This is a genomic window from Shimia sp. CNT1-13L.2, from assembly GCF_024331145.1.
Taxonomy (GTDB): Bacteria; Pseudomonadota; Alphaproteobacteria; order Rhodobacterales; family Rhodobacteraceae; genus Shimia.
In genome coordinates, this window is the sequence record NZ_JANDJO010000005.1 from 171,252 (window position 1) to 197,234 (window position 25,983).

Consider the following 25,983-nt stretch of genomic DNA (forward strand, 5'->3'; position numbering starts at 1 on the left):
CACCAAGATGACCGACCGCTTCGCAACAGGCATGCAGGTTCGCCGCAACATCCTTGGCGATGACCACGTCAACCGGGCCGAATCCGACAAGACGGACTTTGACACCCCCTTTCAGGACCTCATCACCGAAGGGGCATGGGGCACGGTCTGGGCCTCTGATGGTATCAGCGACCGGGAGCGTTCCATGCTCACTCTCGCCCTCCTCGCCGCCCTTGGCAACTTCGAGGAAATCCCCATGCACATCCGCGCCACCGCCCGCACGGGCGCCAGCAAACAGGACGTCCTCGAAGCCTTCCAACACGTCGCCATCTACGCCGGTGTCCCCCGCGCCAACCACGCGCTCAAACTCGCCAAGCAGACCTTTGCCGAAATGGACGCAGACGCCGCCCTACCCGAACAGGAGACACAGCCATGACCAAACCTGCGGAATTCTATCAACGCGACAGGCGCTGGCATCCCCCTGCCCTTGATGAACGCTACAAGACCTCTGTCGCCCGCTCCCCGCAATACGCGCCGATCTCGCTTGAAAACTCGCTAAGCGAGATCACAGGCCCCGTCTTCGGCCACAATGACATCGACGCAATCGACAATGACCTGCTCTCGAACTACGCCCAGCCGGGCCAAAGCCCGATTGGCGAGCGCATCATCGTCCATGGCCGCGTGCTCGACGAAAATGCCCGCCCCGTGCCAAACACCCTGGTGGAAATCTGGCAGGCCAACGCCGGTGGCCGCTACCGCCACAAGAAAGACACCTACCTTGCCCCGATTGACCCGAACTTCGGCGGCTGCGGACGGACCCTGACAGACGAAAACGGCTACTATTACTTCCGAACCGTGAAACCCGGCGCTTATCCCTGGCGCAACTGGGTCAATGATTGGCGCCCCGCCCATATCCACATCTCGGTCTTCGGCTCCGGCTTTGCCCAGCGCCTGATCACCCAGCTCTACTTCGAGGGCGATCCGCTGATTGCCAAATGTCCCATCGTCAACACCATCCCCGATCCCAAGGCCGTCGACCAACTGATCGCCGCCCTCGACATGAACGCAACCATCCCGCTGGATACCATCGCCTACAAGTTCGACATCGTCCTGCGCGGTCGCCGCTCGACCCTGTTTGAAAACCGTCTGGAGGGGAACTGATCCAATGGCTCAAGACCTGAATTATCTGAAAGAAACCCCCTCCCAGACCGCAGGCCCCTATGTCCACATCGGCCTCGCCCCCGGCGCGGCGGGCTTTGACATCTACCGCGAAGAACTCGGCTGGGACATTGCAGGCCCCAACGCCAGGGGTGAACGTATCCGCGTCGAAGGCCGTGTCATCGACGGCACGGGTTCCCCGATCAAGGACGTGCTCCTTGAGGCATGGCAGGCCAACAGCGAAGGCATCTACGCCCACCCCGAACACCAAGGCGAAGTCGAGGATGGCTTTCGCGGCTGGGGCCGTGTCATCACCGACTTCGACACCGGCGAATGGGGCTTCGACACCGTGAAACCCGGCGCCACACCGGGGCGCAACGGCACCACGCAGGCCCCCCACATCACCCTCTGGATCGTGGCACGCGGCATCAATCTCGGCCTGAACACCCGCCTCTATTTCGACGACGAAACCGAGGCCAACGCCGCCGATCCCGTCATCAACCTGATCGAGTGGGAACGCCGCCGCGCCACCCTCCTGGCCAAGCGCGGCGAACGCGATGGACAAATCGTCTACCGCTTCGATATCAAGATCCAAGGCGAGGACGAGACCGTCTTCTTTGACATCTGAGCGCCCGCCCCACCGGGGCGCGGCAACGAGGACCCACAATGACCAAACCCTGCATTCTCTGCTGCGCGATCACCGGTTCGGTGCCGCGCAAGTCGGACAACCCCGCCGTCCCGATCACGGTGTCGGAACAGATCGAAAGCAGCCACGCCGCCGTCGAGGCCGGGGCCAGCATCATCCACGCCCACGTCCGCATGGACGACGGCACGCCGACCTCCGACCCCGACAAGTTCGCGCTGCTCAAGGAAGGTCTCGAAAAACACTGCCCCGGCGTCATCATCCAGTTTTCGACCGGTGGCCGCTCCGGCGCCGGGGCCGAGCGCGGCGGTATGCTGCCCCTGCGCCCCGATATGGCCTCGCTCTCGGTCGGCTCGAACAACTTCCCGACCCGCGTCTATGAAAACCCGCCTGAATTGATCGACTGGCTGTCCTCCGAGATGATCAAATACGAGATCACCCCGGAAATCGAAGCCTTCGACATGTCCCACATCCTGCACGCCATCAAACGCAGCGAAGCGGGTCTTTTGTTCGGCAAGCTTTACGTGCAATTCGTGATGGGCGTGAAAAACGCCATGCCCTGCGACAAGGAAATCTTCGATTTCTACGTCCACACCATGCAGACCCGCGCGCCCAAGGCCGAATGGTGCGCCGCGGGCATCGGTGCAAACCAGATCGTGGTCAATGAATGGGCCATCGCCGCAGGCGGCCACACCCGCGCCGGTCTCGAAGACAACGTACGCCTCGACAAAGACACCCTTGCCCCTTCGAACGCCGCCCTGATCCAGCGCGCCGCCGACCTCTGCGCCAAGTACGACCGCCCCGTCGCCACGCCCGCACAGGCCCGCGAAATCCTCGGCCTCAAAGCGGCCTGAGACACGAAATCTGGCGGCCAGAACATCAGGCCGCCAAACACGGCACTACTTCCGCAGAACCGCCCGGTACCAGCGCCGCAGCGTCTCGCCCACCCCAAGCCGGAACAAGATCTTGATCGCCCGCCGCCTCACCTTGAGCAAGGCCATGCGCAGACGCAGGGAAAGCGACAATCCCCCCCGCTTGCCGGACTGCTCTTTCAACAGCGGTTCGATCAGCAACAGGTCTTCCCTGTCACGCCCCGCCAGACGACGCTTCTTGAGATCGCGCACAGCATCGAGACTGAGGAACTTGAGCCCACGGAAATAGAAATGGTGCTTCGGATCATAAAGCAGGTCTTGCGTCCCAACATCGTGATACGCGGCGTCATGCGTCTCGAACGGCGCACCGACCGCATCTAGGGCGGTCACCACATCAATGTCCCCCGGCGCCCGCAGCCCATAGACCGCCATCACCATCCCCGTGTCTAAGGCAACCTCTCCTGCCGCCCCGCCAACGTCTCGAAGATAGTCCTGCACCACCTGCATGTTGGCCCCGGTTTCGGCAAACGCCGTCGGCTTTGCGTGATCCAGAAAATGACGGGCATTTGCGTTGAACAGCAACCGCGCCAGCTCAACCGCCTCCGCGTGCGTATCAGTAATGTGGATCGAACTCTTGCCGATGCCATAGATCCCGCGAATGTCGTCCTTCAGGGCAACACGGTCCCGCTCGGGCGGGGCATCAAAGACAAGAACCCTTAGGGGATCGCGCCCCGAAAAACAGGCCATCAGCTTGCGGCGAACCCCGGGAAAATGCGCCTCTGCCTCGCCCAGCCATGGCTCCCCCTGATAGACCCGCGCCAACAGGTTTTGCCCCCCCGCCATCGTCAAATCGACACGCCGCCGATAGACAAGCGGACCAATCAGCTGATCCACCGCCTTGTCCTGTCCTTGCGCGGCAGGCCACAACAAGGCCACCGCCGCATTCGGCATGGCCTCAACCATGCGAACGGCACAGGCATCCAGATCTCCTTCGTCCATCCCCCGCTTGGCAAAAAACCGATAGTCGAACACCATCGGATCAAGGCCAGTCTCCACCGCCGCAATCTCCTTCCCGGCCCTGATCGCACAGGCCACACGATGCGCCGCGTTCAGGATGCTCCCGTCTTCGGCCAGAGGCACAAGACTGACCGATGCGTCAAACCCCTTGATCGCAATCTCGGTGTTTAGCTTCTGGAAATCCGCCCTGAACCTGTCGATCCCCAGTTTGCCCTCATTGCCCGGTTCCACCATGTCGCCCAGAGAAAACGCCGCGATATGCGCCTGATAGACCTCATCGGCATAGGCGCTCCCCCCGTGCTCAAGCGCATCAAGGTAAAGCAGCTTGAAACCAAGGTCGAAACGGTTCCACGTCGGTTCGGGGATGAAACGGCGCAGGTCAAAGGCGGTGGCCTGCGGGTTCAGCCGCTCGATCAGAAACGGCTCCACCCGCCCCCGAAGCTCTTCATACGAAACCGTCTCGGGTGTGCTCACGCGCGCCCCTCCGTCGTGGCGATCTCGGCCAGTTGATCCAGCAGCGCGTGAAAGTTCCGCGTTCCGTCGAAATGCCGCTCGGCGTGTTCTGCCGCGGCCCTTCCCATTTGACGCCGCCTTGCCCCATCCCCGATCAAAGTCGTCAACGCCTCCAGAAACCCTTGGTCATCCCCCGCATCCGGCAAAAACCCCGTCTGCCCGTCAAGCACCAGATCCTCCATGCCCCCGATCCTGCTCGCGACCACAGGAAGCCCGGCCGCCGCAGCTTCGACAACGACAAACGGCGACATATCGAGCCGCGTTGGCAAACAGAACACATCCATCTTTGGAAGGATCTCCTCGATGATCTTCTGATGATCCACCCGCCCGAGGAACGTGATGTTCGGCCCGTCTGGTGGCGTGGCCGTGTCGCCTGATACAATCGTCAGATGACAGCGGCCTGCCAACGGCCCCTCAACCCATGCCGCCAGACGACGCGCCCCCTTTCGCGCCAGATCATTTCCGACAAACAGGATCTGCGCCGGCGTGCCGTCACATGCGGCGGGCTTGGGCCACCGCGACCGACCTAGGGAAGGCGGCGCGACCATGATGTGATCAGAAGACACCCCATAATCCGCCTCCAGCGACCGCGCCACCCACCCACTCATCGGAAAAACCCGACTGGCGCGGCGGCACACATTCGCCTCTGTCTCGATTTCACCCGCGCGCCACCCCGCCAAGGGCAAGTCCCTGCTGATCGAGGCGCGTGTTGCATCCAGTGCGAGGGTAAAGGGCGGCGCGCCTTCACCGCGCGGCAACGCCCCCGCCGGCCAATGTGCCGCAAAATGCACCAGATCTGGCCGGTGCTGCATCACTTGCTGGCGAATGTCCTTTCCAAGACGCCCACCATGCAAGGTGATCGGATCAAATGGCCGAAACCACCGCGATACAGCCGTATCCGCATGGCGTCGCGCCAATCTCATGAGCATTTTGGATGGACGCCTGCGATACACCGTCACCTTAACGTCTGTCCTGTCCAGCGCCGCCGCTTCAAACTGGTCGGCATAGGTCCGCCAGCCCAACACCTCGTTGGCAACAAACAAAATATGCGGACTCATATGCCGATCCCAAAATTTGTTCCCTGCCCGGTTGCAAGGCTTTACCCCGCAGCTTAGCCTCAAGTCCCAAGCGAAATCCAGCACCTCGGGGTCGGAGCTGTCATTGCCGACACTCTACCCCGATACGGTATGACGCCCTTCAGATACTTGGAAACCCGATGAAAAATGCCGACGACACAAACCACATGCAGATCAGGCGTGTCGTCATCGTCAGCGACTTCGCCGACATCAACGGCGGACAAGCAAAGGTTGCCATAGACAGCGCCCTCCTGCTGGCCGACGCGGGGATCAAAGTCACCTTCTTCGCGGCAACCGGCCCCGTTCATCCCCTTCTTAACGCGACAGGGATCGAAACGGTCTGCCTTGATCAGCACACCCTTCTGGACAACCCCAGCCGCGTAAACGCGATGCTGACCGGCCTGTGGAACGCCTCTGCCGCCCGGGCACTTGCGGACACGCTGGGCGCCTGCGACCCCGCCCACACCGTCATTCACTGCCACGGCTGGGCCAAGGCACTTTCGCCATCCATCGGACGCGTGCTAGGCGCCAGCCCCATTCCAACCCTCTACACGATGCACGAGTATTTTCTCGCCTGCCCCAACGGTGGCTTTTTCGACTTTCGCAAGCAGGAAATCTGCCACCGATCGCCCCTGTCAGCGGCCTGCCTGTCCACGAATTGTGACGCCCGCCACCCCTCGCACAAGGCCTGGCGGTCCTTAAGAACCCTGATCGCAAACACGCTTGGCCGGATGCCGGGCAAGCTCGAACACATCGCCTATATTTCCGAAACCCAGCGCGCGGCCATGGCCCCCTATCTTCCCGCATCGACCCGCCTTCACGCCCTTCCCAATCCTGTGGCCACGGGCGGCGAAAAGGTCGATGCCTCCCGCAATAGCGAATACGTTTTCATCGGCAGGCTCGCGCCCGAAAAGGGCTGCACCCTCTTTGCCAGGGCCGCGCGAAAGGCCAATATCCCCGCCATATTCGTCGGCGATGGCCCCGAGGCCGACAACATCCGCGCCGCCAACCCCGATGCGGTAATCACCGGATGGGTCAGCCCGGAACAGGTTCAGCATCACATCTCCCGGGCCCGCGCCGTCGTCTTCCCAAGCCTCTGGTACGAGGGCCAGCCCCTCGTCCCGATCGAAGCCCTGCTGCGTGGCGTGCCCGTGATCTGCGGATCATGGTGCGCCGCAAGCGAATCTGTGTCGCATGGCACAAACGGCGTGATCTTTGACGCCCCGACCGTGGATGCCCTGACACAGGCGCTGCTCGACGTTACCCGGATTCCCGCTTTCGAAACGCCCGAACTCGCCGAACTGGTGTCGCCTCGAAACCACGTCGCGCGCCTTCTGGAAATCTATCGCGAGATGCTCGCTCCGACACCCGGATAGCCCTCAGCCACCCCAGTTCGTCAGATCAAGATCAAACGTCTCGGCCAACAATTGGTTGCGTGCTGCAAACTCCGCCCGCAGCTGCGCCTTGGTCTCTGCCTTGCCCGCCCTGTCGACCGGCCTCGTGTTCACCTTCCGGTACAAACGCCGCGCCATGTCATAGACCCTGCCTTTCGGAAGACGCTCACGCACCGCAATATTTAGGGTCTGCAGCGCCCTGTTCCGCGGGCGATAGCTTTCATTTTCTTTTGTAAAAACAAAGTCATCAAAGAACTCTTCCGAGACATCCAGCCACCCCGCGATCTCCTTGCAGATCGCACGCGGATTGTCCCGCAACTGATCAAAGGTGCGCACCATCATACGCGCCTCGCCAACCCGCTCGCGCCATGTCATCAACCACGGAAGATAATCCGCATAGCCCAGCGCATTACGCGCAAGTTCGTTGCCCTTGAAATCCCCGTTGCCCTGATGAACTGCCGACACGAACGCCTCAAACGTCAGCCCGGCCGGAATATGCGAATAATTGTTCTGAAAGTAGTCAAACACCGATGCAATCTGATCCGCAGGATCACGCAGGATGAACAACACCTTCGGGCAAGTTTCCAAGCCGGGAATATGCTCCAGCGCAGCGCGGCTGTAGATGTAGAACGGCGTCGCCTCGAAGGTCACCCGCGTTGACAGCGTCGGCGCGGGAAAAGCCGTCGAATAGGTATCAAGCCCCTGCGCAACACAGAAATCTGCCCGATAGGCATGACTGTCCGGATCGGCAAAGAAACAGGTTTCCTTTTCATAGGCCCCATTCATCTGAGGGTGCGCTGCAAGCCAGTTGAACAAGGCGGTCGTTCCGGCCTTTGGAACCCCAGCAATGAAGAAATTCGGAAGAGGGCCTGCCATGATCAATCCTTCAAAACCTGCCGCAAATGCCGCGCCAGCGCATCCGAAAACCGATCCATCGTAAATCGCCCTTCATAAGTGGCCCGCGCGCCTGCGCGCATGTCCGCCAGCGCACCTCGCTCCATCCCGCCAAGACAGTCCGCCAGGGCCTCAACGGACAAATCGAAACTCCCCCCACTCACGCCGTCTTCGATCAGATCGGGCATCGCGCTCCTGTCCGAAACGAAAACCGGCGTCCCGTTTCGAAGCGCCTCCGGAATCGTGAGCGGCAAGCCTTCCCACCGCGAAGGCACAATGACCGCGTCTGCGGCCTTGAAGAACCGGTCGATCTGGCCGGGCTCCACCCAACCATGCTGCTCCACCCCTTCGGGGATCACCGGCAAATCGCTCCCGCGAACCGGCGCGCCAACAAGGTGCAACCGTACATTCGCGCCGCGCTGGCGGGCCTTGCCAAAGGCGTCCAGCAGAATGTCCAACCCCTTCTGCCGGTCAAACCGCCCAACGAACAACAGCTGAACCTCGTCGTCATTTGTCCGGGTCAACGCGACGGGCTGCACCTCCGCCACATCCGGCGTGGCATTGGCCACCACCACATGCCGTCCCCGGTAGCCAAAGGTGCGGGCCAGCTGCGCATCCCCTTCCGAGACATTCACCACAAGATCGGCCAGCCCACATAGCCGCCCTTCCAGGAACCGAACCAAACGCCCCTTCAGGCTCGTCGGCTCATAATTCGACACGGCCCAGCAATGCGCGCAGTAAACGGCGGGTGTCCGATCCCCCGCAAGTCGCAGGGCAAATAGCGGTAGCAAAGAAAACGTGCTGTTGAAGAACAGAACATCCGGCCCCAGCCGCCTCTTCTGTTCAAAAACCGCGCGCACCAGCCGATAGATCGCCCCAGCCCCCCTGCGATCGCGCGAGAATGTCACGACGTTTCGCCGGTCTTCCAAAATCTCGCGATGGGCATCCGGCAACAGGATATGAACATCAAAACCCTGCGCCCCCAACGCCCGCAAACTCTCTTGATACCGCCCCACACCACCCTGAGCGGTTTCACAGATACTGAGAATCGTTTTCCGGGAATCCGTTGAACACCCCGCATTGCCACGTCTCATTTTCGCCTCATTTCCAAGACGACCTGCCGAGTTTTCCATCAATGCGCCGGGCTTTTTCGACCTCACCGTATCCTCCCGCGAACCAATAGGCCATTGGCTCGATAGATTGTTTCTTTTGAATGCGTAAAACCAAGGGAAACAAGGGATTATGTCCCTTCTACTAGGAATTGTGTCAAATTTATGTCAATCTTTCCTATGCCGAATTTGGGCACTCGTAGGGATGGAAGCGGGGGGTACCGATGAAGCGTCATGAGTTTTCGGCACGATTTATAGACAACGTGCAACTGACCGAGTGGTCCCAAGATGGCCGCTCGCATGGCTTTTACCAGAGGTATGGTAAGCGCATCTTTGACATCGTTGGGGCAACAATGTTGCTGGTCCTGACGACACCGATAATCGTGATCGCCGCCCTGTTGATCGCGCTCACGGGGGAAAAACCGTTTTTCTCGCACAGCCGTGTTGGCCAGAACGGCCGGCCCTTCCCCTGCTTCAAACTTCAGACCATGCGCAGCGAAAGCAAGCGCCTATTGCGCCACATCGTTCGCACGAACGTCTTGGCTGCCGAGGAATGGGAAACCCAGCAAAAACTCAGCCACGACCCGAGGATCACCCGCCTTGGCCGTTTCCTGAGGAAATCCAGCATCGACGAACTCCCCCAGCTTCTGAACATCCTTCGCGGTGAAATGAGCCTCGTCGGCCCCCGTCCGGTCACCGAAGACGAGCTCAAATTCTACGGCCCGCACTTGCCCGCATACCTGTCCCTCAAACCCGGCCTCACCGGTTTCTGGCAGGTCCACGGGCGCGGCACGACCACCTATGATGAGCGCATCTGGATGGACAGCTCCTACGCCGACAGCGTCTGCTTTTGGGTCGATTTGAAACTGGCTCTCCAAACGGCCTCGGTCATTGTGAAAAGGACCGGCACATGAACGGGCAAACCGACTTGCACCAATCCGCTGACAGCAACGCACAAACCTTCGCCGAAGTTCTGCGGGAAACCACCCGCTTCCTCTGGAAAAGCCGCTGGCGCATCCTTGCCTATGGCTTCCTGTTTGCAAGCATCGCGTTTTACATGACAACGCGCATGGACCGCCTCTACAAAAGCTCGGTCCAGCTGATGATCGAACGGCCAGCAACCAGCCCGATTGAAGTTGGGAAATCCGGTCTGGTTCTGCCCGACACCGGCTATGTGGACGGCCAGATCCTCCTGATTGAATCCGACGACACCCTGTCACGCGTCATCACCAAGCTGGACCTGCTGGACGAACCCGGCTTCCAGTCGCAACAGCCCGGCCTGTTCACGCAATCCGTCCGCTGGGTCAAAAGCACCCTGTCCGCCACGCCGCAGACAAACACGCCCCTGCCGGCAAATGTGCCCGACAAGAAAACCCTCTCGGCCCTCAAGATCCTGCGCGAAGCCGTTTTCGTCTCGCGCGAAGGGGACACCAACGTCGTCAGCATCGACGTCCGCACCGTCTCTCCGCGTCTGGCGCACACGATCGCGGACACCCTTGCCGGTGTCTACACCGAGATCCGTCTCGAACAGCGACAGTCCCAGGCCCGCGAGTTGAGCGGATGGATTGATGCCCGCGCCGGGGAACTGCGCGCGCAGGTCACACAGGCCGAAGCCGCCGTTACACAGTTCAGGATCGACAACAATCTCATCGGCGAATTTGACGGCCCGACTCTTGGCGATCAAAGGCTTGTCGAACTAAACGCCGAGTTGATCCGCTCGCGCGCGGAACTCGCACAAAAGATGGCCTCTTTCGAATTGGCCAAGGGCGTTCTGGCCGGAAACACCGACGCCAGCAGCATTCCCGAGGTGCAGACCTCGGTTATCTACACCGCCCTGCGCGAACAGCAGCTTGAACAGCAACGACGTGCACAGGAGGCAACGCTTCTAAGTTCCTCCGACAACCCGAGGGTCAACCAGATCCTGCGCCGCCTCGCGGCCATCGAAGACCAGATGACCGGTGAAATCGCCCGTATTACCGAAGTTCTGGCCAACGAAACCGAAACCCTGCAAAGCCGGATTCGCCTGTTGCAGGCCGAAGTCGCCAAGGCAAGCCAGCAGTCCGAAGTCGAGACCCGCTCGCAGGCGGAACTGCGCGATCTTGAACGCATCGCCGAAGCCTACCGGCAGCGCCACGAGCGTTACCTCAACAACGCCGGGATCGCTACGGAACTCAGCACCTTCGCCTCCAGCGGCACCCAGATCATAAGCGCAGCAACCTGGCCCCTTCTGCCATTCTACCCGCCGACCAAAGTTCTGGTCATCCTGAGTTTCCTGCTCGGGGCCGCGATTGCCGTTGTCCAGTCGCTGCTGCGCGACATCCTGCGCCCCAGGTTCACGTCCATCGCACAGGTCGAACGCGACCTTGGCATGAAAGTGCTTTCCGTACTGCCCACTCTCGAAGAGGGCCAGAAAGCTCAGAACGTGATCAATGAAGAACCCTTCTCGCTATTCACCGACGCAACGTCCGTTCTGCGTCAGAACCTCTGGAGCAAATCCGTGGCACGCCGCAGCGGAGAAACCCCGGTTGTCCTGATCACCTCCGCCTGCGAAACCGAGGGCAAGACCTCGATCGCGGCAGCCCTTGCAACCTCGGCAAGCTCCAGCGGACAGAAGGTCATGCTGGTTGATACAGACCTGCGCTACGCGGGCCTTTCAGAGATTTACAAACTCGATGATCAGGAAGGTCTCTGCGAAATTCTGCAAGGCCAGAGCTGGAGCCCGGTCAAGGCCGATGACAGCAGCATCCTCGACATCGTTCCGGCAGGCAAACTGAACGGGCGGCAACCTTCCGATCTTCTGTCCGGACCACAATTGCGCAACTTCATCGCAACCGCCCGCGCGCACTATGATCTGGTTGTCCTCGACAGCCCGCCCGTCGCGCACCTCGCCGACACGGCCATTCTCGCGGACCGCAGCACCGACATCGCGCTGGTTCTGCAACTGAATTCCACCTCTGTCGAAGCGGTGCGCTCCACCATTCAACGCCTGCCACGACGCCGCATCGCGGGTGCCATCGTGAATGCCGTCTCGCCCTCGGACAAGGCCGGCATCTGGTCAAACGCAGGTGTCTATGCCGCGACCTACAAGCAATCGGCCAAACTCTACCAACTGCACAACACGGGTGATGACCTCCAGACTCCGGATCGTCGGGAAAAGAGCTGATCCCATGCCCGCCAGCAAGGAAACCTCCCTCTCCGAAAGGCTCGTCGCATCCCTTCTGGTTCTCGCGCTGACCGCGCTGCCGCTGACATGGGTTCACATCGCGACAATCGGCGGTTTCAAACTGAACCTCGCCTACGTCGCGGTCCTTCTCTTGGGGTTGGTCCTGTTCTGCCTGCTGCCAAAGCTGCCCTCCCGAACCTGGCAGCTGCCCGGCTGGTGCGCCCTCATCCTAATGCCCTACTTCTTCTACCTCATGGTGCTCGCCATCAGCCTCGCCGGCCTGCCCGACAATGGCATCGTCATACGACAGGTCTTCTTCCTCCTGTGCGGCCTAACCGTCGGTGCCGCCCTAATGGTCACGGGCGCAGCCCCCCGCCTCCTGCGGCGCGGCGCCCTCTTCGCGATCCTGGGCTTTCTTGTCATTTCCGAAGTCGTCGCCCGCAACAATGGCCTCAGCTGGCTGATTGCCATCGAACGCCTTCTCCTGCACGGCGATCTGGACTTTGTCGTCTACGGGTTCCTGCGTGAACTCTTCCGCATTGCCGGCCCCAGCGGCGCCGATGCTGCAGCCTCGGAAAAGAACATCATCGCAATCGCCCTGTTCACGGCCCTCGTCCTGTTCCGCGCCGCACATACCGCGCAGAAACCGGATCGGATCGGTCAGGCCATGACCTTCTTCATTATCGCCATCCTGCTGGTTCTCAACACGCGTTCGGTTGTGCTCGTCGCCGTGGTAACGCTGCCGGTCACCGCATTCATCGCAAAGCTCAACCAACCCCGCTTCAACCGCACCAGCCTCATCGTGAAGACCCTCGTGACTGTCTTCGCCATCGCCTGCGTCCTCCTCTTCCTCACTTCCGGCGGTGCCGCCGTGTCCCTCTTCGGCGATCGTTTCGCTTTTGATGACGCCTCAACCCAGGGCCGCCTGGATCAGCTTGCCTTCGCCCTGTCCCGGATCGAACACGCCATCTGGTCGGGCACAGGCCTGCAAGAGATCAACGGACAACTGGTGCACAACCTGTTCCTCGGCGCGTGGCTCCACTCCGGATTGCTCGCCTTCCTGCTGGTCGCCTCTTTCTACCTTGCCGTTCTCGCCACATGGATCAACTTCCTGATCACCATCGCGCGAAATGGCGCAAACTTCGCCCTTCCCCTGCGCCCCGAATGGGTGGCCATGCTGCCGGTCCTGCCCCTGTTCCGTGTCTGGATCGGCGGTGACGCAGGCCATCCGGGCTTTCCGGAATGGATTGCGCTCTTTTCGTTTTTCACCATCCTGCTCCTCAACCGTCTGGCGCAAGGCAACCGGACGGCTTGGACGACGAGCCAGACCCTGAGAGCCGCCCATTGAACAGGACGAACGACAGATTTGAAGGCAAGGCAACCGGCACCGCCTTTGTCGACCGGGCCAAAGGTCTGCGCGGTCGTATTCTGAACGCAACCCTGCCCCAGCGTTTCGTGTTTCACCACGTCCCGAAATGCGGCGGCACCTCGGTCGGGCGCGCCTTCCGGAAACGCTACCTGCTCAGCCAGGCCACAATCTCGCCCGAAGCCAGCTTCAGGGCCTATCAGGCCTTCACCGGGCGGCGGGACCGCGAACAGATGCTGGTCGATGTGCTGGATCTTCGCGAACAGATGCTGCTTTACCACCTGTATTCAGACACCCGCTGCGTGTCTGCTCATGTCGCCTTTTCCGACATCGCCTACAGCGGCTTCTCGGACAGCTACAAATTCGTCACCATCCTGCGCGAGCCGGTGTCCCGTTTCCTGTCGCACTTCAACTGGAGCCACGCACGCGACGGCGCACACGCCCGTATCGAAGAGGATTTCGACACCTTTCTGGAGACCGAACGGGCAAAACGCATGGGGGCAACCTACGTCGAATACTTCGCAGGGCGCCCACCGCTCTCGGACATCGCCACCCCGAAGGCCATTGCCAAGGCCATCTGCAACCTGAACAAGTTCGACGTCGTCGGCCGCCTTGACGACATGGCGCGCTTCGAACGCAACATCTTGGACAAGCTGGGCTTCCGCGTTCGCATCGGCCACGAAAACCGCGCCAGTGCACCAAGATCAGGCATACAGCGATCCAACCTAACCACCGCACAACTTCAAATGGTTCAGGACCTCTGCGCCCCGGACATAGCGATTTACGAGGCCGCACCGTGACGACCTCTGCCCCGCCCCATATTTCCCGACCGCCATCGCTGCGCAGGAACATCGGTTTTGCGATTGCCGGACGCGGATATTACGCCCTCACCCAGTTTCTCGTCGTCGCCATCGCCGCCCGCCTTGGCAGCCCCGAAGACGTCGGTGCCCTCACCCTTGCCGCTGCAATCGTGACGCCGCTGTTCTTTCTCGCCACAATGGGCACGCGCGACGTGCTGACCGTCGACGACCTCGATCATTTCAAACGCGAGGACTACGTGGCACTCCGCCTGCTGGGCGGCTGTCTTGCCGTGGTCCTCAGCATCCTTGCCGCCTTTCTCCTTTATCGCTCCGACGGTGCTTTCCTTCTGCTCAGCGTCACCGCCTTTGCCTTTGTGAAGTTCTTTGGCGCTCAGGCCAGCATGAACCACGCCATGTTCCAGCGCGCCGAACGGCTCGACTATGTCGCGCTGTCGCTTCTGGTGCGCGGCTCTGCCGGGATCATCGCCTTTACACTGATCTTCTGGCAAACCCGCAACCTGCCTGTCGCCCTCGCCTGCGAGGCCCTCGCTTGGGCGCTCAGCTTCTGGATCGTCGACCGAAATCTCCTGGGCCGCCTGCAATCCGATGTCTCGCTTGAAAGCGCGCTGAACGCCAGCCTGCGCCGGGTCGGAAAACTCTTCCTCTGGGTCCTGCCGGTGGGCATTGCCCTCTGGATGCTCCGAGCCTCTTCTTCCGTGCCCGCCCTGATGCTGGAACGCGACTACGGGCTACAGGCCGTCGGTCTGTTCGGCGCGCTGTTCTACGTCCATACCGCGCTGTCGATGCTCGCCAACACCCTCGGCAGCGCCTCTGCCGCACGCCTGAGGCGCTACCTGCGTGAAGGCCGCCACAAGGATTTCACCCGCCTCTCCTGGTCACTCGTGAAATACGCCGCCCTCTTCGGCGCACTCTCGACGGCACTGGCATGGGTCTTCGGCGCGCAACTCCTCACCCTGCTCTTCGGCGCAGAGTACGCGGATCGAAATCTCTTCACGATCATCGTCTTTGCCTCTTCCATAACACTCGCGGCCTCTCCCCTCGTGACCGCCGTCACCGCGGCCCAAGCCTTTCGCTGGCGGGTTGTCATCTCCGGCTCAAGCCTTCTGGCCGCCTGCCTTGCGGCTTTGCTTCTGATCCCCGTCTATGGAACATTCGGCGCAGCCTGGACCTTTGTCCTCTCAAGCGTGGCCTATCTCGGCTCTACCCTGATCGCCTGCCGGCGTATCGCCGCCATCAGTCAAAAGGCAGCATGATGTCGAACCGGATCAAAACTCTCGGAAAACAGGGGATCGCCAACCTTCAGGCCCGACGCCGCCAGTGGCTCAGCGTTCGCGAGGCCCGGCGCATTGTCGACGCCGTCGAACAGTCTGACGGCCCGCTCACCTCTGCCATGCGCAAACGGGCACGCGAAGACGCGGTTGAGCGGCTGGGGAACGACTACCACGCCCACTGGCTTCTCGCCTTTGCCGCGCTTGCCGGAGAATACCGCGAAGGCTGGCTGCCGGAATGCTACTACCTCGCCCACACCATGCCCAATGTGAACGGCGAAGCGCACCGCCTCGGCCGCATTCGCGCCACCAACCCGCTGTTCATGGCCAACGCCGACCTGCCGGACATCGCCTATGCCCTGAACGGCCGTTTCCTCTCCGCACGGCTTGACCCCCTCACCCCCACCGAGGCGCTCAGCCGCCTGAAGGCCCACGATGAAATCGTCTTCAAATCCGATGGCTCCGGCTTCGGAAACGGTGTCGAAATCCTCGCCACCCAAGGCCTCACGGCCCCCGATCTCATCCGCCTTGGCAATGGCGTCTTCCAGCCAAGGATTTTGCCCCACCCGGACCTCTCCCGCCTTGGCTCGGACGCGCTGGCAACCATCCGCCTCGGCACCGTCCTGCCCGCAACCGGTCCGGCCCAGCTGCGCATGGCTTATCTGAAACTCGGACGTCATGGCCAGAAACACGTCGTCGCCCAGAACCAGCTGCGCATCGCGATTGATCTGCACTCCGGCCACCTGTCCGATCTGGGATACCTCTCCAACTGGACCCGCGTGGACCGCCATCCAGACTCACACACAGACTTCGCAGGCCTGCCCATCCCGGGCTTCGACAGCGCCGGCCAGATGGCACTTAACCTGCACGACAAGATGCCACTGGCGCGGTTCATCTGCTGGGATTTCGCCATCGACCGCGAAGAGCGCCCGCAGTTTCTCGAATGGGAAGGTGGCGTCGTCAGCTTTGCCGAGGGCATTCAGGGCCCCTGCTTCGCCGATCTTCACTGGGACAGCTTTCACTAGGGCCAAAAAGAAAACGGCCCTGAAAGCGGGTGCTTTCAGGGCCTGAATTCTTGGTGGCGGTACAGGGACTTGAACCCCGGACACGCGGATTATGATTCCGCTGCTCTAACCAACTGAGCTATACCGCCTTGAGTGAGGGGGGATTTATGGGACTCGCCGGTGATGGTCAAGAGGGAAATGCGCGGCCCATGCAGATTTTGTGATCTACCCCGTCGTCACCGAGAACGAGTAGGGTGAGACACCGAAACGCTCGCGAAAGCGCTTGGAAAAATGCGAGGTCGACTCGAACCCGCAGGCCACGGCCACCTCGCTTACCGGCAGATCGGTTTCCGCCATCAGCGCCCGCGCCCGTTGCAATCTCAGGTCCATCAGGTACCGCTTCGGCGTGCGCCCAAGATGATGCGAAAACAGCCGTTCCATCTGCCGCCGCGACACCCCAACCCGATCGGCGATGTCATCCAGAAGGATTTCCTGATCGATCTCTTCATCAAAGATGCTGATGATCTGCAAAAGCTTCTGGTTCCGGATGCCAAGCGACGCCGATTTTGACGACTGCTGGCTGTCCACCTCCGAACGATGCACGAAATGTAGGCACATGTTCAGCACCGCCTGGCTCAGCATCGGCCCGTGCTTTTCGTAGATCATCTTGAGAAACAGATCAGTCGCCGCCGCCCCGCCGCCACAGGTCATGATCCGGTCGTCGATAACATACAGTTGCTCGCGCACGTCCAGATCGGGATAGGTCTCGCGGAACGGCAACTGGTTCTCCCAGTGCAGCGTCAATCCACGCCCCTTGAGGATACCCGCACGCGCCAGCGCATAGGCCCCGGTACACAGCCCGCCCACCGTACGCCCGGTGCGCCACTGGTAACGCACCCAGTCCGCAACCTTCTTGGAAACGGCCTTTTCGGGTTCCACCCCGGAACAGACAAAAACCTTGGCACCTGCGGGGGTGTCCCCCATCGCGCAATCCACCCCAAGCTCAACCCCGTTCGAGGCCCGCACGCTCTGCCCGTCTTCCGACATCATCGTCCAGCGATACAACACCTGCCCCGTCAACTGGTTGGCGATCCGCAGCGGCTCGATCGCCGCGCTGAAGGCCAGCATGGACAGGTTCGGCAACAGCAGGAACACGAAATGCTCAGGCTCGGCAGTCACGCCAAGATCCACATGGGCCACGCCTTTGGGGACCAGTCCTTCGCTCATCTCGTTCCTCTACATATCTGGATACGCCAATATAACCGGCCCTATGCGTCCCTCACAACCAGACTGCGACGGTTTTTCGCCGCAAATCAGCGCACCTGTCAGGACGCCGTCGGCGGAAAGGCCTTCAACGCCTCTCGCAACCACCGCATCGCCCGCGCCGGAACCCGTTCGGCCCGATAAGCAAAGACCATCGGCAAGGGCGCTCCCATATCGAAATCAATCACCTCGAACCGGCTCTGGAAGGCCTGACTGTGAGTATAAGTTTCGACCACCACACCCACCGTATCCGTCCGCTCGATGATCCCCGAGGCCATCGGGAAGTTCTCAAGAATATGCAGCCCCCGCGCCGGATCCCCCTCAAGGTGATCCAGAACCCCCATCAGAGGCATCACGTGCGGCCCTGTAATGTCGGGCGAAATGATCGGAAATTGCGCCAGTTCGGCCGCCACCACCCGACGTCCGCTCAGCGGATGCCCCTTGCGCGCGAACATCCGCGCCTTCAGGGGCGGCAGGGGTTCGGTCACGAACCCGGCCTCGCCGAACAGCGTATGTTCCGGCGCGATCATCGTATCGAGATCACCCTGCCGCAAAAGCTGCACCCCCGCCTCATAGGGCGTGCCACGCAACTGTACCCGCACCTCGGGATGGTTCACCACAAGATGGCGCACGGCCCGGTTCATCACCCCCTCCAGAGACGGCGGCGCAATACCGATCCGCAGCACCCTGTCACGGGAATCGCGCCCGCTCTTGGCGTCCATCGCCAACTGGTCCATGTCCGAAAGGATACGCGCAGCGCGGTCAATGAAATCCCGCCCTGCCGCCGTCGCCACAACACCGCGTGCCCGCCGGTCAAACAGGGCAAACCCCAACTCGGCCTCCATATCGGCAACCGCCTTGGTCACCGCCGACTGCGTGATATGCAGCCCCCGCGCCGCGCCCGAGATCGATCCCTCGCGATCCACCGCCACAACATATCTCAGCTTGCTCAGATTCATCCATTCCTCCAAGGAATACCTTAGGATAATATTGAATTTGCCTAATGGCCTGCGTCAATCCCATACTTCGTCCTAAGCAAGTAAAGTGATTGGGATTCGGGGAGGACACCATGAGCAAGACATCCACCATCGTTGCCGGCGTCGGCATGATCAAATTCGCCAAGCCCGGCGCCTCTGACAGCTATGACCAGATGGGCGCAGCCGCAATCCGCGACGCGCTTGCAGATGCGGGCCTGTCCTATGATGACATCCAGCAGGCCTACGCCGGATACGTCTACGGCGATTCCACCTGTGGTCAGAAAGCCCTCTATCACGTCGGCATGACAGGCATCCCGGTGGTCAACGTCAACAACAACTGCTCGACCGGTTCAACCGCGCTGTTCCTTGCTCGTCAGGCCATCGAACACGGCGTTGCCGACTGTGTCCTTGCCGTCGGCTTCGAACAGATGCAGCCCGGCGCGCTCACCAGTCACTGGACAGACCGCCCCACCCCCTTCGATGATTTCGACGCCGAAACCGATGCGCTTGTCGGCAACGGTCAGGTGCCGCTGGCGCTGCGCTACTTTGGCGGCGCGGGCAAATCGCACATGGAAAAACACGGCACCACGCTGAATGACTTCGCCAGGATCCGCGCCAAGGCCTCGCGCCACGCGGTCAACAACCCGCTGGCCCTGTTCAACACCGAAGTGACCGAAGATCAGGTCATGGACGCCCCGATGATGTGGGAGGGCGTGATGACCCGCCTGATGGCCTGCCCGCCCACCTGTGGCGGCGCGGCGGCAATCCTCTGCTCCGAAGATTTCGCACGCAAACACAACATCCCGACAACCGTCACCATCAAGGCGCAGTCCATGACCACGGATTTCACCTCGACCTTCGAGGCCCACGATATGATGCAGGTTGTTGGCTACGACATGACCGCCGAGGCCGCCAAACAGGTACAAGAGCAATCCGGCATCGGCATTGAAGACGTCGACGTCGTGGAACTGCACGACTGTTTCGCCCACAACGAACTCATCACCTACGAAGGCCTTGGCCTCTGCCCCGAAGGCGGCGCGCAACAGTTCATCGCCGATGGCGACAACACCTACGGCGGCAGATTCGTGACCAACCCTTCCGGCGGTCTTCTGTCCAAGGGCCACCCCCTCGGGGCCACCGGCCTTGCCCAATGCTATGAACTCACCCACCAACTGCGCGGCACCGCCGAACGCCGACAGGTGGAGGGCGCGAAAACCGCTCTGCAACACAACCTCGGCCTTGGCGGTGCCTGCGTCGTCACCCTCTATCAGGCGGCCTGACATGGGAATTTTCGACCGCAGCTCCGAAGGCTATGAAAGCCCGCCCATCGAGATCACCGTCGAACGTGGCGCGGTGGCGTTCTTTGCCGAAACCATCGGCGAGACCAACCCGATCCACAGCGATGTCGATGCCGCCCGTGCCGCCGGCCACCCTGACGTGATGGCCCCGGCAACCTACCCCGTGGTCCTCGACATGGCCGCCGCCAAGGCCGGTGCCCGCAAGGGCATCGCTCCGCTTCTTGAGCGCATCAACGCCGACATGCGCGTGCTTCTGCACGGCACCGAAACCTATGACTATCACGGCCCGATCTTCGCAGGCGAAACCGTCGAGATCATCAGCCGCGTCAAGGGCTTCACCGACGCCAAAGGCGGCGCGCTGGAAATCGCCCATCTCGAAATGGAAGTGCGCCACCCCGACCGCGGCACGCTCTCTGTTGCGCGTCGTGATCTGATCCACCGTCTGGGAGGGGGCAAATGACACCGCAAACCGCACAAGTGGGCGACACGCTGCCCCCCGTCACCTTCGGCCCGATCACCCGCACCACACTGGCGCTTTATGCCGGGGCCTCGGGCGATCACAATCCGATTCACATCGACACCGATTTCGCCGCCAAGGCCGGTCTCGACGATGTCTTTGCCCATGGCATGCTGTCGATGGCGCAACTTGGCCGTCTCGCAACCGATTGGGCGGGGATCGACCGCCTGCGCGGCCTCTCCAGCCGCTTCACCGCCATCACGCCCGTCGGCGCAACAGTCACCTGCGAAGGCCGGATTGCCGAACGCCTTGAGAAAGAGGGCGAACCGCTGCTGCGCGTCGTCCTGACCGCAACCATCGACGACGGCACCCAGACCCTGCGCGGCGAAGCCCTGATCTCCGCTGCCTGATCCCAAAGGACCCCCACATGCCAACACACCTCTGGATGCAGGAAGAGCATCACGCCTTCGCCGATTCCGTCCGCCGTTTCCTGCAAGACGAATTCCAGCCCAACCGCGATCAATGGAAGAAAGACGGTCTCGTCCCCAAGGAGTTCTGGAAGAAATCCGCAGAGATCGGAATCCTCGGCGCCACCATCCCCGAAGACTTCGGCGGCCTTGGCCTCTCGCGCCACTTCGACGCCGTCACCTTCCTTGAACAGGCAAAGATCGGCGACAGTGGCTGGGGCTTCTCGGTCCACAATATCGCGACCCATTACATCACCGCCTTCGGCACCGACCAGCAAAAGGAAAAGTGGCTGCCCGACCTCGCCAGCGGAGAAAAGGTGGCCGCCATCGCCATGACCGAACCCGGCACCGGCTCTGACCTTCAGGCCGTCAAAACCACCGCCATCAAGGACGGCAACGAATACCTGATCAATGGCTCCAAGACCTTCATCACCAACGGTGGCAGCGCCGACCTGATCGTGCTGGTGGCCAAAACCGATCCCACCTCACGCTCCAAGGGCGTGTCACTGATCATCATCGAAACCGAAGGCCTCGAAGGTTTCTCCGTCGGCCGCCGCCTCGACAAGATGGGCATGAAGCGCAACGACACCGCCGAACTCTCGTTCCAGGACGTACGCGTGCCGCAAACCAACCTTCTGGGTCAGGACGAAGGACAGGGCTTCTACCAGCTGATGAAGCAGCTGCCGTGGGAACGCCTGATCCTCGCCTACTCGGCACTGGGTGCTGCACAATGCGCCCTCGATACGACCCTCGCCTATGTCAAGGAACGCAAGGCCTTTGGCCAGCGCATCATGGATTTCCAGAACAGCCGCTTCAAACTCGCCGAAGCCGCCTCCAAGATCGAAATCCTCGCGGCCTTCGTCGACCAGTGCCTCGCCGAACTGGATCAGGGCCTCCTGACCCCGGAAAAGGCAGCGATGGCGAAATGGTGGTCCACCGACGTGCAATGCGAGATCGTCGACAACTGCCTGCAACTGCACGGCGGCTACGGCTACATGAACGAATACCTGATTTCGGAACTCTACACCGACGCCCGCGTGCAAAAGATCTACGGCGGCACCAACGAAATCATGAAGGAAATCATCGCGCGATCTCTGGACCAGGACTAACAAGAGGTTCGCGCCCGACCACGAGGGTGGGCGCCCTCAAACCTACGCCACCACAAGAGTGGTTTGAAACGGCAACAAGGCCCGCGCCCTGACCGCCAATTCGCGCCCGCCCTGGGGGGCGGGGTCGGGCGCGAACCGGATCACAAGCGATCCGGAAAGACACGGATACGACCCGCACGTGCTGCGAGCCTAGAAAACGAAGGACTGACGAAATGAGCAAACTGATTGGCAAAACCGCCTATGTCACCGGCGCAGGCAACGGCATCGGCCGCGCCGTCGCCCTGAAACTCGCCTCCGACGGCGCCAATGTCGTGGTCAACGACCTCGAAGTCGATCCCGCGATCAGCGTGGTGAACGAGATCAAGGCCATGGGTGGCAACGCCGTCGCCGTGCCCGGCTCTGTCACCGAAGACGGCTTTGCCGAACGCTTCATCGGCACCGGCATCGAAACCTTCAAGGGCGTCGACATCATCGTCAACAACGCCGGCTACACATGGGATTCAATGATCGGCCACATGACCGACGACATGTTCGACGCGATGATGGCCGTACACGTCAAAGCCCCCTTCCAGATCCTGCGCGCCGCCAGCGGCTTCATCAAGGGCGCCGCCAAGCAAGAGGCCGAAGAAGGCCGCGAGGTCTTTCGCAAGGTCGTCAACATCTCCTCGGTCGCGGGCCTTGGCGGCAATATCGGCCAGGCCAACTATTCCTCGGCCAAGGCCGCTGTGGTCGGCCTCACCAAGACCATGGCCAAGGAATGGGGCCGCTCCAAGGTCTGCGTCAACTGCGTCGCCTTCGGCTATATCGAAACCCGCCTGACCGAAGCCACGGACGAAAAGAAAACCATCACCGTGGACGGCAACGAAGTCGGCATCGGCATCCCAACCAAGGTCGCGGGCGGCTTTGCCTCGATGGTTCCCATGGGGCGCGGCGGCACCCCCGAAGAGGCCGCAGGCGGCGTCTACCTGTTCTGCATCCCCGAATCCAATTATGTCTCGGGTCAGGTGCTGACAGTCGGCGGCGGTTTCACCCTCGGCTAAACCACCCGACATCCCGCCGGGACGGACAACGCAGACCAAGGAGATCCCCATGCTGAACGGCATTCGCATCATCGAAATCGAGGGCCTCGGCCCGGGGCCCTTCGCCGCCATGCTGCTGGCCGATCTGGGCGCGGATGTCATCACCATCCACCGCAAGGGCAAAGGCGGGCAGGTCACTGCCGACGGCTCGGTTCTGGATCGCGGCAAACGCTCCATCGCGCTTGACCTGAAAGATCCGGACGACCTCGCCACCGCCCGCAAGCTCATCGCCACGGCGGATGCCCTGATCGAAGGCTTCCGCCCCGGTGTGATGGAACGCCTAGGCCTCGGCCCCGAGGTCTGCCACGCAGACAACCCCGCACTTGTCTTCGGGCGCATGACCGGCTGGGGCCAGTCCGGCCCCCGCGCCGAAACCGCAGGCCACGATCTCAACTACATCGCCACTTCCGGTGCCCTGCACTATGCCTCCGAACCCGGCGCGCCCCCGATCACGCCGGCCACGCTGGTCGGTGACATCGGCGGCGGCGCGCTCTATCTCGTGGTGGGCCTCCTGTCCGGCATCCTCAACGCCCGCACCACCGGACGCGGCACCGTGGTTGACGCCGCCATCGTCGATGGCTCGGCCCACATGATGTCGCTCCTGATGGCGATCCGCCAGACCGGCATGATGCCCGACACCCGCGGTCAGGGCTTGCTCGACGGACCGCACTGGTCCCGCACCTATGCCTGCGCCGACGGCGGGTTTGTCTCGGTGCAATGCCTCGAACCCCAGTTCTACGCCGAGTTCCTGTCCCGCCTCGGCCTCTCCGATGATCCGGAATTCCAGAAGCAGCACGACCAGAGCCTCTGGACCAAGCTGACAGCCCGCCTCGAAGACATCTTTCTCGCGGAACCACGCAGCCACTGGGATGCCCTGTTTGATGGCTCCGACGCCTGTGTCGCCCCGGTCCTGTCTCCGGGCGAAGCCGCCAACGCGCCACATGTCTCGGCCCGCCACATCTGGCAAACTCCGGGCGGTACCCTCCAACCCGCCCCCGCCCCGCGATTTGACGGCAAGGTCGGAAGGGTGAACGCCCCCTGCAAACGCGGCGAACATACCGAAGAGCTGCGCGCGGAACTCTGACCCCCTCGCAACCAGCCAATTTTTCTAGAAAAATTGCGGGCGGATAACTTTTCCCAAAAAGTTTTCCGCCCTATTTTCAGACATATCCCTGCAATCAGCCTTTGAGGCCTGCTTCGGCCCCATGTTAAGCTGGACCCCCACCAACGCCCCCTGCCATTCTGCCCGTGGGAGACCAGATGACCGACCTAGCCCAACCAGCCACGCTTGATGCCCTGATTGCCCTCGGCATTCTCGCGCTGATGTTCGCGCTGTTTGTCTCTGAACGCTGGCCGCCCGAGGTGGTCGCCCTTGGCGCGGCGGCCACGATGCTGGCCACCGGCATCCTGCCCTACGAGGCCGCGCTCCTGGCCCTGTCCAACCCTGCGCCCTGGACCATCGCCGCCATGTTCATCGTCGCCGGGGCCATGGTCCGCACCGGCGCGCTGGATCGTTTCACCCGCCTGGCCGAAGCCTGGGCCGAAGCATCCCCCGCACGCGCCGTCGCCGGTCTCATCGGCTTTGCCGTCATCGCCTCTGCCTTTGTCAACAACACCCCCGTTGTCCTGATCCTGATCCCCGTATTCGTTCAGCTGTCACGCAAGCTGAAAATCCCCACCAGCAAACTGCTGATCCCGCTCTCCTATGCCTCCATCCTGGGTGGCACGCTCACACTCCTTGGCACCTCCACCAACCTCCTGGTGGCCGGGGTTGCCCAAACCCACGGCCTCGCCCCGTTCTCGATTTTCGAAGTCACCCCCCTGGCGATCTTCATCGTGATCTGGGGCACGCTCTACCTGCGCCTTGTCGCCCCCCGCCTGCTGCCCGAACGCGCAAGCATGGCCGCCCTCCTGTCCGATGGTGCGAAGAAAAAGTTCCTGACCGAGGTCGCCATCCCCGAAGACAGCCGCCTGATCGGCCTGGCCGCAACCGAGGTCGATCTCTTCAAACGCAGCGGCGTGCGCCTTGTCGACGTGTTGCGCGGCGAAGCCTCGCTGCGGCGTGACCTCAAGACCGTCACGCTTCAGGCCGGCGACAGGGTCGTCCTGCGCTCGCAGATGGAAGAGCTTCTCGGCCTGCAGGACAACAACGACATCCGCAGCGTCGACAAACTCACCTCGCGCGGCACCGCCACCGTCGAAATCCTGATCACCCCCACCACCACGATGGTGGGCAAGTCGCTTGGTCAACTGCGCCTGCGGCGGCGCTATGGCGTCTATCCGCTGGCCGTTCACCGCCGCAATCAGAACATCTCGGGCCAACTTGATCAGCTGGTCCTGCAAATCGGTGACACGCTGCTTCTGGAAGGCGCACCCGAAGATATTTCGCGCATGGCCTCCGACGTGGGCGCCGTCAGCGTCAACCAACCCGCCGTGCGCCCCTATCGCCGCTCTCATGCCCCCCTCGCCGCGCTCGCGCTCGCGGGGATCGTGCTTCTGGCGGCCTTCGGCATCGCACCGATCCTGTTTCTGGCCATCCTCGCCGTTGCCTTTGTCCTATTCACCCGCTGCATCGAAGCCGAAGAGGCCTTTTCCTTTGTCGACGGCCGTCTCCTCGTGCTGATCTTCTCGATGCTCGCGGTCGGCACAGGGCTCGAAGCCGCGGGCGCCGTCACCCTCGTGGTCGAGGCCGCCGCCCCCTTCCTCAAGACAATGCCGCCCTTCCTGATCATCTGGTCGCTCTACCTGCTGACCTCGATCCTGACCGAGCTGATCTCCAACAACGCCGTCGCCGTCGTCATCGCCCCGCTGGCGATCAGCCTCGGCACCTCGCTGGGCATTGATCCGCGCCCGCTGGTGATTGCTGTCATGGTCGCCGCCTCGGCCAGCTTCGCCACCCCCATCGGCTACCAGACCAACATGATGGTCTACGGCCCCGGCGGCTACAAGTTCACCGATTTCCTCAAGGTCGGCATCCCCCTAAACCTCAGCATCGGCCTCCTGGCCTCGGCCCTGATCCCCGTCATCTGGCCGCTCTGACGGCGTCCCCACACATC

24 protein-coding genes and 1 tRNA gene are annotated in these 25,983 nt (G+C 61.9%); 18 read left to right on the forward strand and 7 right to left on the reverse strand.

From position 1 onward, the window contains the following. Positions 1–7: 7 nt before the first annotated feature. The 4 genes from pcaC to NNA36_RS12700 are packed head-to-tail and all read left to right on the forward strand — an operon-like array spanning position 8 to position 2,634. The gene (gene pcaC / locus NNA36_RS12685; protein WP_255107539.1) at positions 8–415 is read left to right on the forward strand and encodes a 4-carboxymuconolactone decarboxylase; all 408 of its coding nucleotides are present in this window, start codon (positions 8–10) and stop codon (positions 413–415) included. Further along, positions 412–1,140 carry a protocatechuate 3,4-dioxygenase subunit beta gene (gene pcaH / locus NNA36_RS12690; protein WP_255107541.1) on the forward strand — a complete coding sequence of 243 codons (729 nt, stop codon included), beginning with the start codon at positions 412–414 and terminating at the stop codon, positions 1,138–1,140. Before pcaC ends, pcaH begins: the two co-directional genes overlap by 4 nt. Before the next feature lie 4 nt (positions 1,141–1,144). Continuing rightward, positions 1,145–1,765, forward strand: a complete 621-nt coding sequence (pcaG, locus tag NNA36_RS12695; protein ID WP_255107543.1) for a protocatechuate 3,4-dioxygenase subunit alpha — start codon at positions 1,145–1,147, stop codon at positions 1,763–1,765. A 38-nt stretch (positions 1,766–1,803) separates the two neighbouring features. Beyond that, positions 1,804–2,634 (forward strand): 3-keto-5-aminohexanoate cleavage protein, encoded by an 831-nt coding sequence (locus tag NNA36_RS12700; RefSeq protein WP_255107545.1) that lies wholly within the window; start codon positions 1,804–1,806, stop codon positions 2,632–2,634. A 45-nt stretch (positions 2,635–2,679) separates the two neighbouring features. Here NNA36_RS12700 and NNA36_RS12705 read toward each other — a convergent pair whose 3' ends face one another. Together NNA36_RS12705 and NNA36_RS12710 are read right to left on the reverse strand one after the other, a co-directional pair. After that, positions 2,680–4,143 (reverse strand): hypothetical protein, encoded by a 1,464-nt coding sequence (locus NNA36_RS12705; RefSeq protein ID WP_255107547.1) that lies wholly within the window; start codon positions 4,141–4,143, stop codon positions 2,680–2,682. After that, a complete protein-coding gene (locus NNA36_RS12710; RefSeq protein WP_255107549.1) occupies positions 4,140–5,240 on the reverse strand; it encodes a glycosyltransferase family 4 protein in 1,101 nt (366 codons plus the stop codon). The genes NNA36_RS12705 and NNA36_RS12710 overlap by 4 nt, the downstream gene beginning before the upstream one ends. Before the next feature lie 158 nt (positions 5,241–5,398). On the opposite strand from NNA36_RS12710, the gene NNA36_RS12715 reads away from it, so the two are divergent. Next, positions 5,399–6,634, forward strand: a complete 1,236-nt coding sequence (locus NNA36_RS12715) for a glycosyltransferase family 4 protein (RefSeq protein WP_255107550.1) — start codon at positions 5,399–5,401, stop codon at positions 6,632–6,634. Positions 6,635–6,637: 3 nt separating this feature from the next. On the opposite strand, the gene NNA36_RS12720 is transcribed toward NNA36_RS12715, so the two are convergent. Then, the gene (locus NNA36_RS12720) at positions 6,638–7,528 is read right to left on the reverse strand and encodes a sulfotransferase (protein WP_255107552.1); all 891 of its coding nucleotides are present in this window, start codon (positions 7,526–7,528) and stop codon (positions 6,638–6,640) included. Positions 7,529–7,530: 2 nt separating this feature from the next. Then, positions 7,531–8,640, reverse strand: coding sequence for a glycosyltransferase family 4 protein (locus NNA36_RS12725; protein WP_255107554.1), 1,110 nt, complete (start codon positions 8,638–8,640; stop codon positions 7,531–7,533). Between the two features lie 239 nt (positions 8,641–8,879). On the opposite strand from NNA36_RS12725, the gene NNA36_RS12730 reads away from it, so the two are divergent. Genes NNA36_RS12730 through NNA36_RS12755 form a run of 6 tightly spaced genes read left to right on the forward strand, consistent with a single transcriptional unit; the run spans position 8,880 to position 16,298 of the window. Further along, on the forward strand, positions 8,880–9,569 hold the full coding sequence (locus NNA36_RS12730; RefSeq protein WP_255107556.1) for a sugar transferase: 690 nt from the start codon (positions 8,880–8,882) through the stop codon (positions 9,567–9,569). Further along, positions 9,566–11,818 (forward strand): polysaccharide biosynthesis tyrosine autokinase, encoded by a 2,253-nt coding sequence (locus NNA36_RS12735; RefSeq protein ID WP_255107558.1) that lies wholly within the window; start codon positions 9,566–9,568, stop codon positions 11,816–11,818. Before NNA36_RS12730 ends, NNA36_RS12735 begins: the two co-directional genes overlap by 4 nt. Before the next feature lie 4 nt (positions 11,819–11,822). Further along, positions 11,823–13,166 carry a hypothetical protein gene (locus NNA36_RS12740; RefSeq protein WP_255107560.1) on the forward strand — a complete coding sequence of 448 codons (1,344 nt, stop codon included), beginning with the start codon at positions 11,823–11,825 and terminating at the stop codon, positions 13,164–13,166. Continuing rightward, on the forward strand, positions 13,163–13,984 hold the full coding sequence (locus NNA36_RS12745; RefSeq protein WP_255107562.1) for a sulfotransferase family 2 domain-containing protein: 822 nt from the start codon (positions 13,163–13,165) through the stop codon (positions 13,982–13,984). Before NNA36_RS12740 ends, NNA36_RS12745 begins: the two co-directional genes overlap by 4 nt. Then, on the forward strand, positions 13,981–15,258 hold the full coding sequence (locus NNA36_RS12750) for a lipopolysaccharide biosynthesis protein (RefSeq protein WP_255107564.1): 1,278 nt from the start codon (positions 13,981–13,983) through the stop codon (positions 15,256–15,258). Before NNA36_RS12745 ends, NNA36_RS12750 begins: the two co-directional genes overlap by 4 nt. Next, positions 15,258–16,298, forward strand: a complete 1,041-nt coding sequence (locus NNA36_RS12755) for a sugar-transfer associated ATP-grasp domain-containing protein (protein ID WP_255107566.1) — start codon at positions 15,258–15,260, stop codon at positions 16,296–16,298. Before NNA36_RS12750 ends, NNA36_RS12755 begins: the two co-directional genes overlap by 1 nt. 51 nt (positions 16,299–16,349) lie before the next feature. On the opposite strand, the gene NNA36_RS12760 is transcribed toward NNA36_RS12755, so the two are convergent. The 3 genes from NNA36_RS12760 to NNA36_RS12770 all read right to left on the reverse strand — a co-directional run bounded on the left by NNA36_RS12760 (position 16,350) and on the right by NNA36_RS12770 (position 18,499). Beyond that, positions 16,350–16,426, reverse strand: a tRNA-Met gene (locus NNA36_RS12760). A 76-nt stretch (positions 16,427–16,502) separates the two neighbouring features. Further along, the gene (locus NNA36_RS12765) at positions 16,503–17,504 is read right to left on the reverse strand and encodes a GlxA family transcriptional regulator (protein ID WP_255107568.1); all 1,002 of its coding nucleotides are present in this window, start codon (positions 17,502–17,504) and stop codon (positions 16,503–16,505) included. Between the two features lie 98 nt (positions 17,505–17,602). Next, positions 17,603–18,499: a LysR family transcriptional regulator gene (locus tag NNA36_RS12770; protein ID WP_255107575.1), complete on the reverse strand. Its 897-nt coding sequence runs from the start codon at positions 18,497–18,499 to the stop codon at positions 17,603–17,605. A gap of 110 nt (positions 18,500–18,609) precedes the next feature. Here NNA36_RS12770 and NNA36_RS12775 point away from each other — a divergent pair, with 110 nt between their 5' ends. From NNA36_RS12775 to NNA36_RS12805, 7 genes are all read left to right on the forward strand, one after another. Next, complete coding sequence (locus tag NNA36_RS12775; protein ID WP_255107576.1) at positions 18,610–19,797, forward strand: lipid-transfer protein; 1,188 nt, start codon at positions 18,610–18,612, stop codon at positions 19,795–19,797. A 1-nt stretch (position 19,798) separates the two neighbouring features. Beyond that, positions 19,799–20,275 (forward strand): MaoC family dehydratase N-terminal domain-containing protein, encoded by a 477-nt coding sequence (locus NNA36_RS12780; RefSeq protein WP_255107577.1) that lies wholly within the window; start codon positions 19,799–19,801, stop codon positions 20,273–20,275. Continuing rightward, positions 20,272–20,682 (forward strand): MaoC family dehydratase, encoded by a 411-nt coding sequence (locus NNA36_RS12785; protein WP_255107578.1) that lies wholly within the window; start codon positions 20,272–20,274, stop codon positions 20,680–20,682. Before NNA36_RS12780 ends, NNA36_RS12785 begins: the two co-directional genes overlap by 4 nt. A gap of 17 nt (positions 20,683–20,699) precedes the next feature. Further along, entirely contained in the window at positions 20,700–21,848 is a 1,149-nt protein-coding gene (locus tag NNA36_RS12790; protein WP_255107579.1) for an acyl-CoA dehydrogenase family protein, read from the forward strand. A 212-nt stretch (positions 21,849–22,060) separates the two neighbouring features. Beyond that, positions 22,061–22,888: an SDR family NAD(P)-dependent oxidoreductase gene (locus NNA36_RS12795; RefSeq protein WP_255107580.1), complete on the forward strand. Its 828-nt coding sequence runs from the start codon at positions 22,061–22,063 to the stop codon at positions 22,886–22,888. 49 nt (positions 22,889–22,937) lie between these two features. Beyond that, positions 22,938–24,011, forward strand: a complete 1,074-nt coding sequence (locus NNA36_RS12800) for a CaiB/BaiF CoA-transferase family protein (protein WP_255107582.1) — start codon at positions 22,938–22,940, stop codon at positions 24,009–24,011. A 176-nt stretch (positions 24,012–24,187) separates the two neighbouring features. Then, complete coding sequence (locus NNA36_RS12805) at positions 24,188–25,966, forward strand: SLC13 family permease (RefSeq protein WP_255107584.1); 1,779 nt, start codon at positions 24,188–24,190, stop codon at positions 25,964–25,966. The last annotated feature ends 17 nt before the right edge of the window (positions 25,967–25,983 follow it).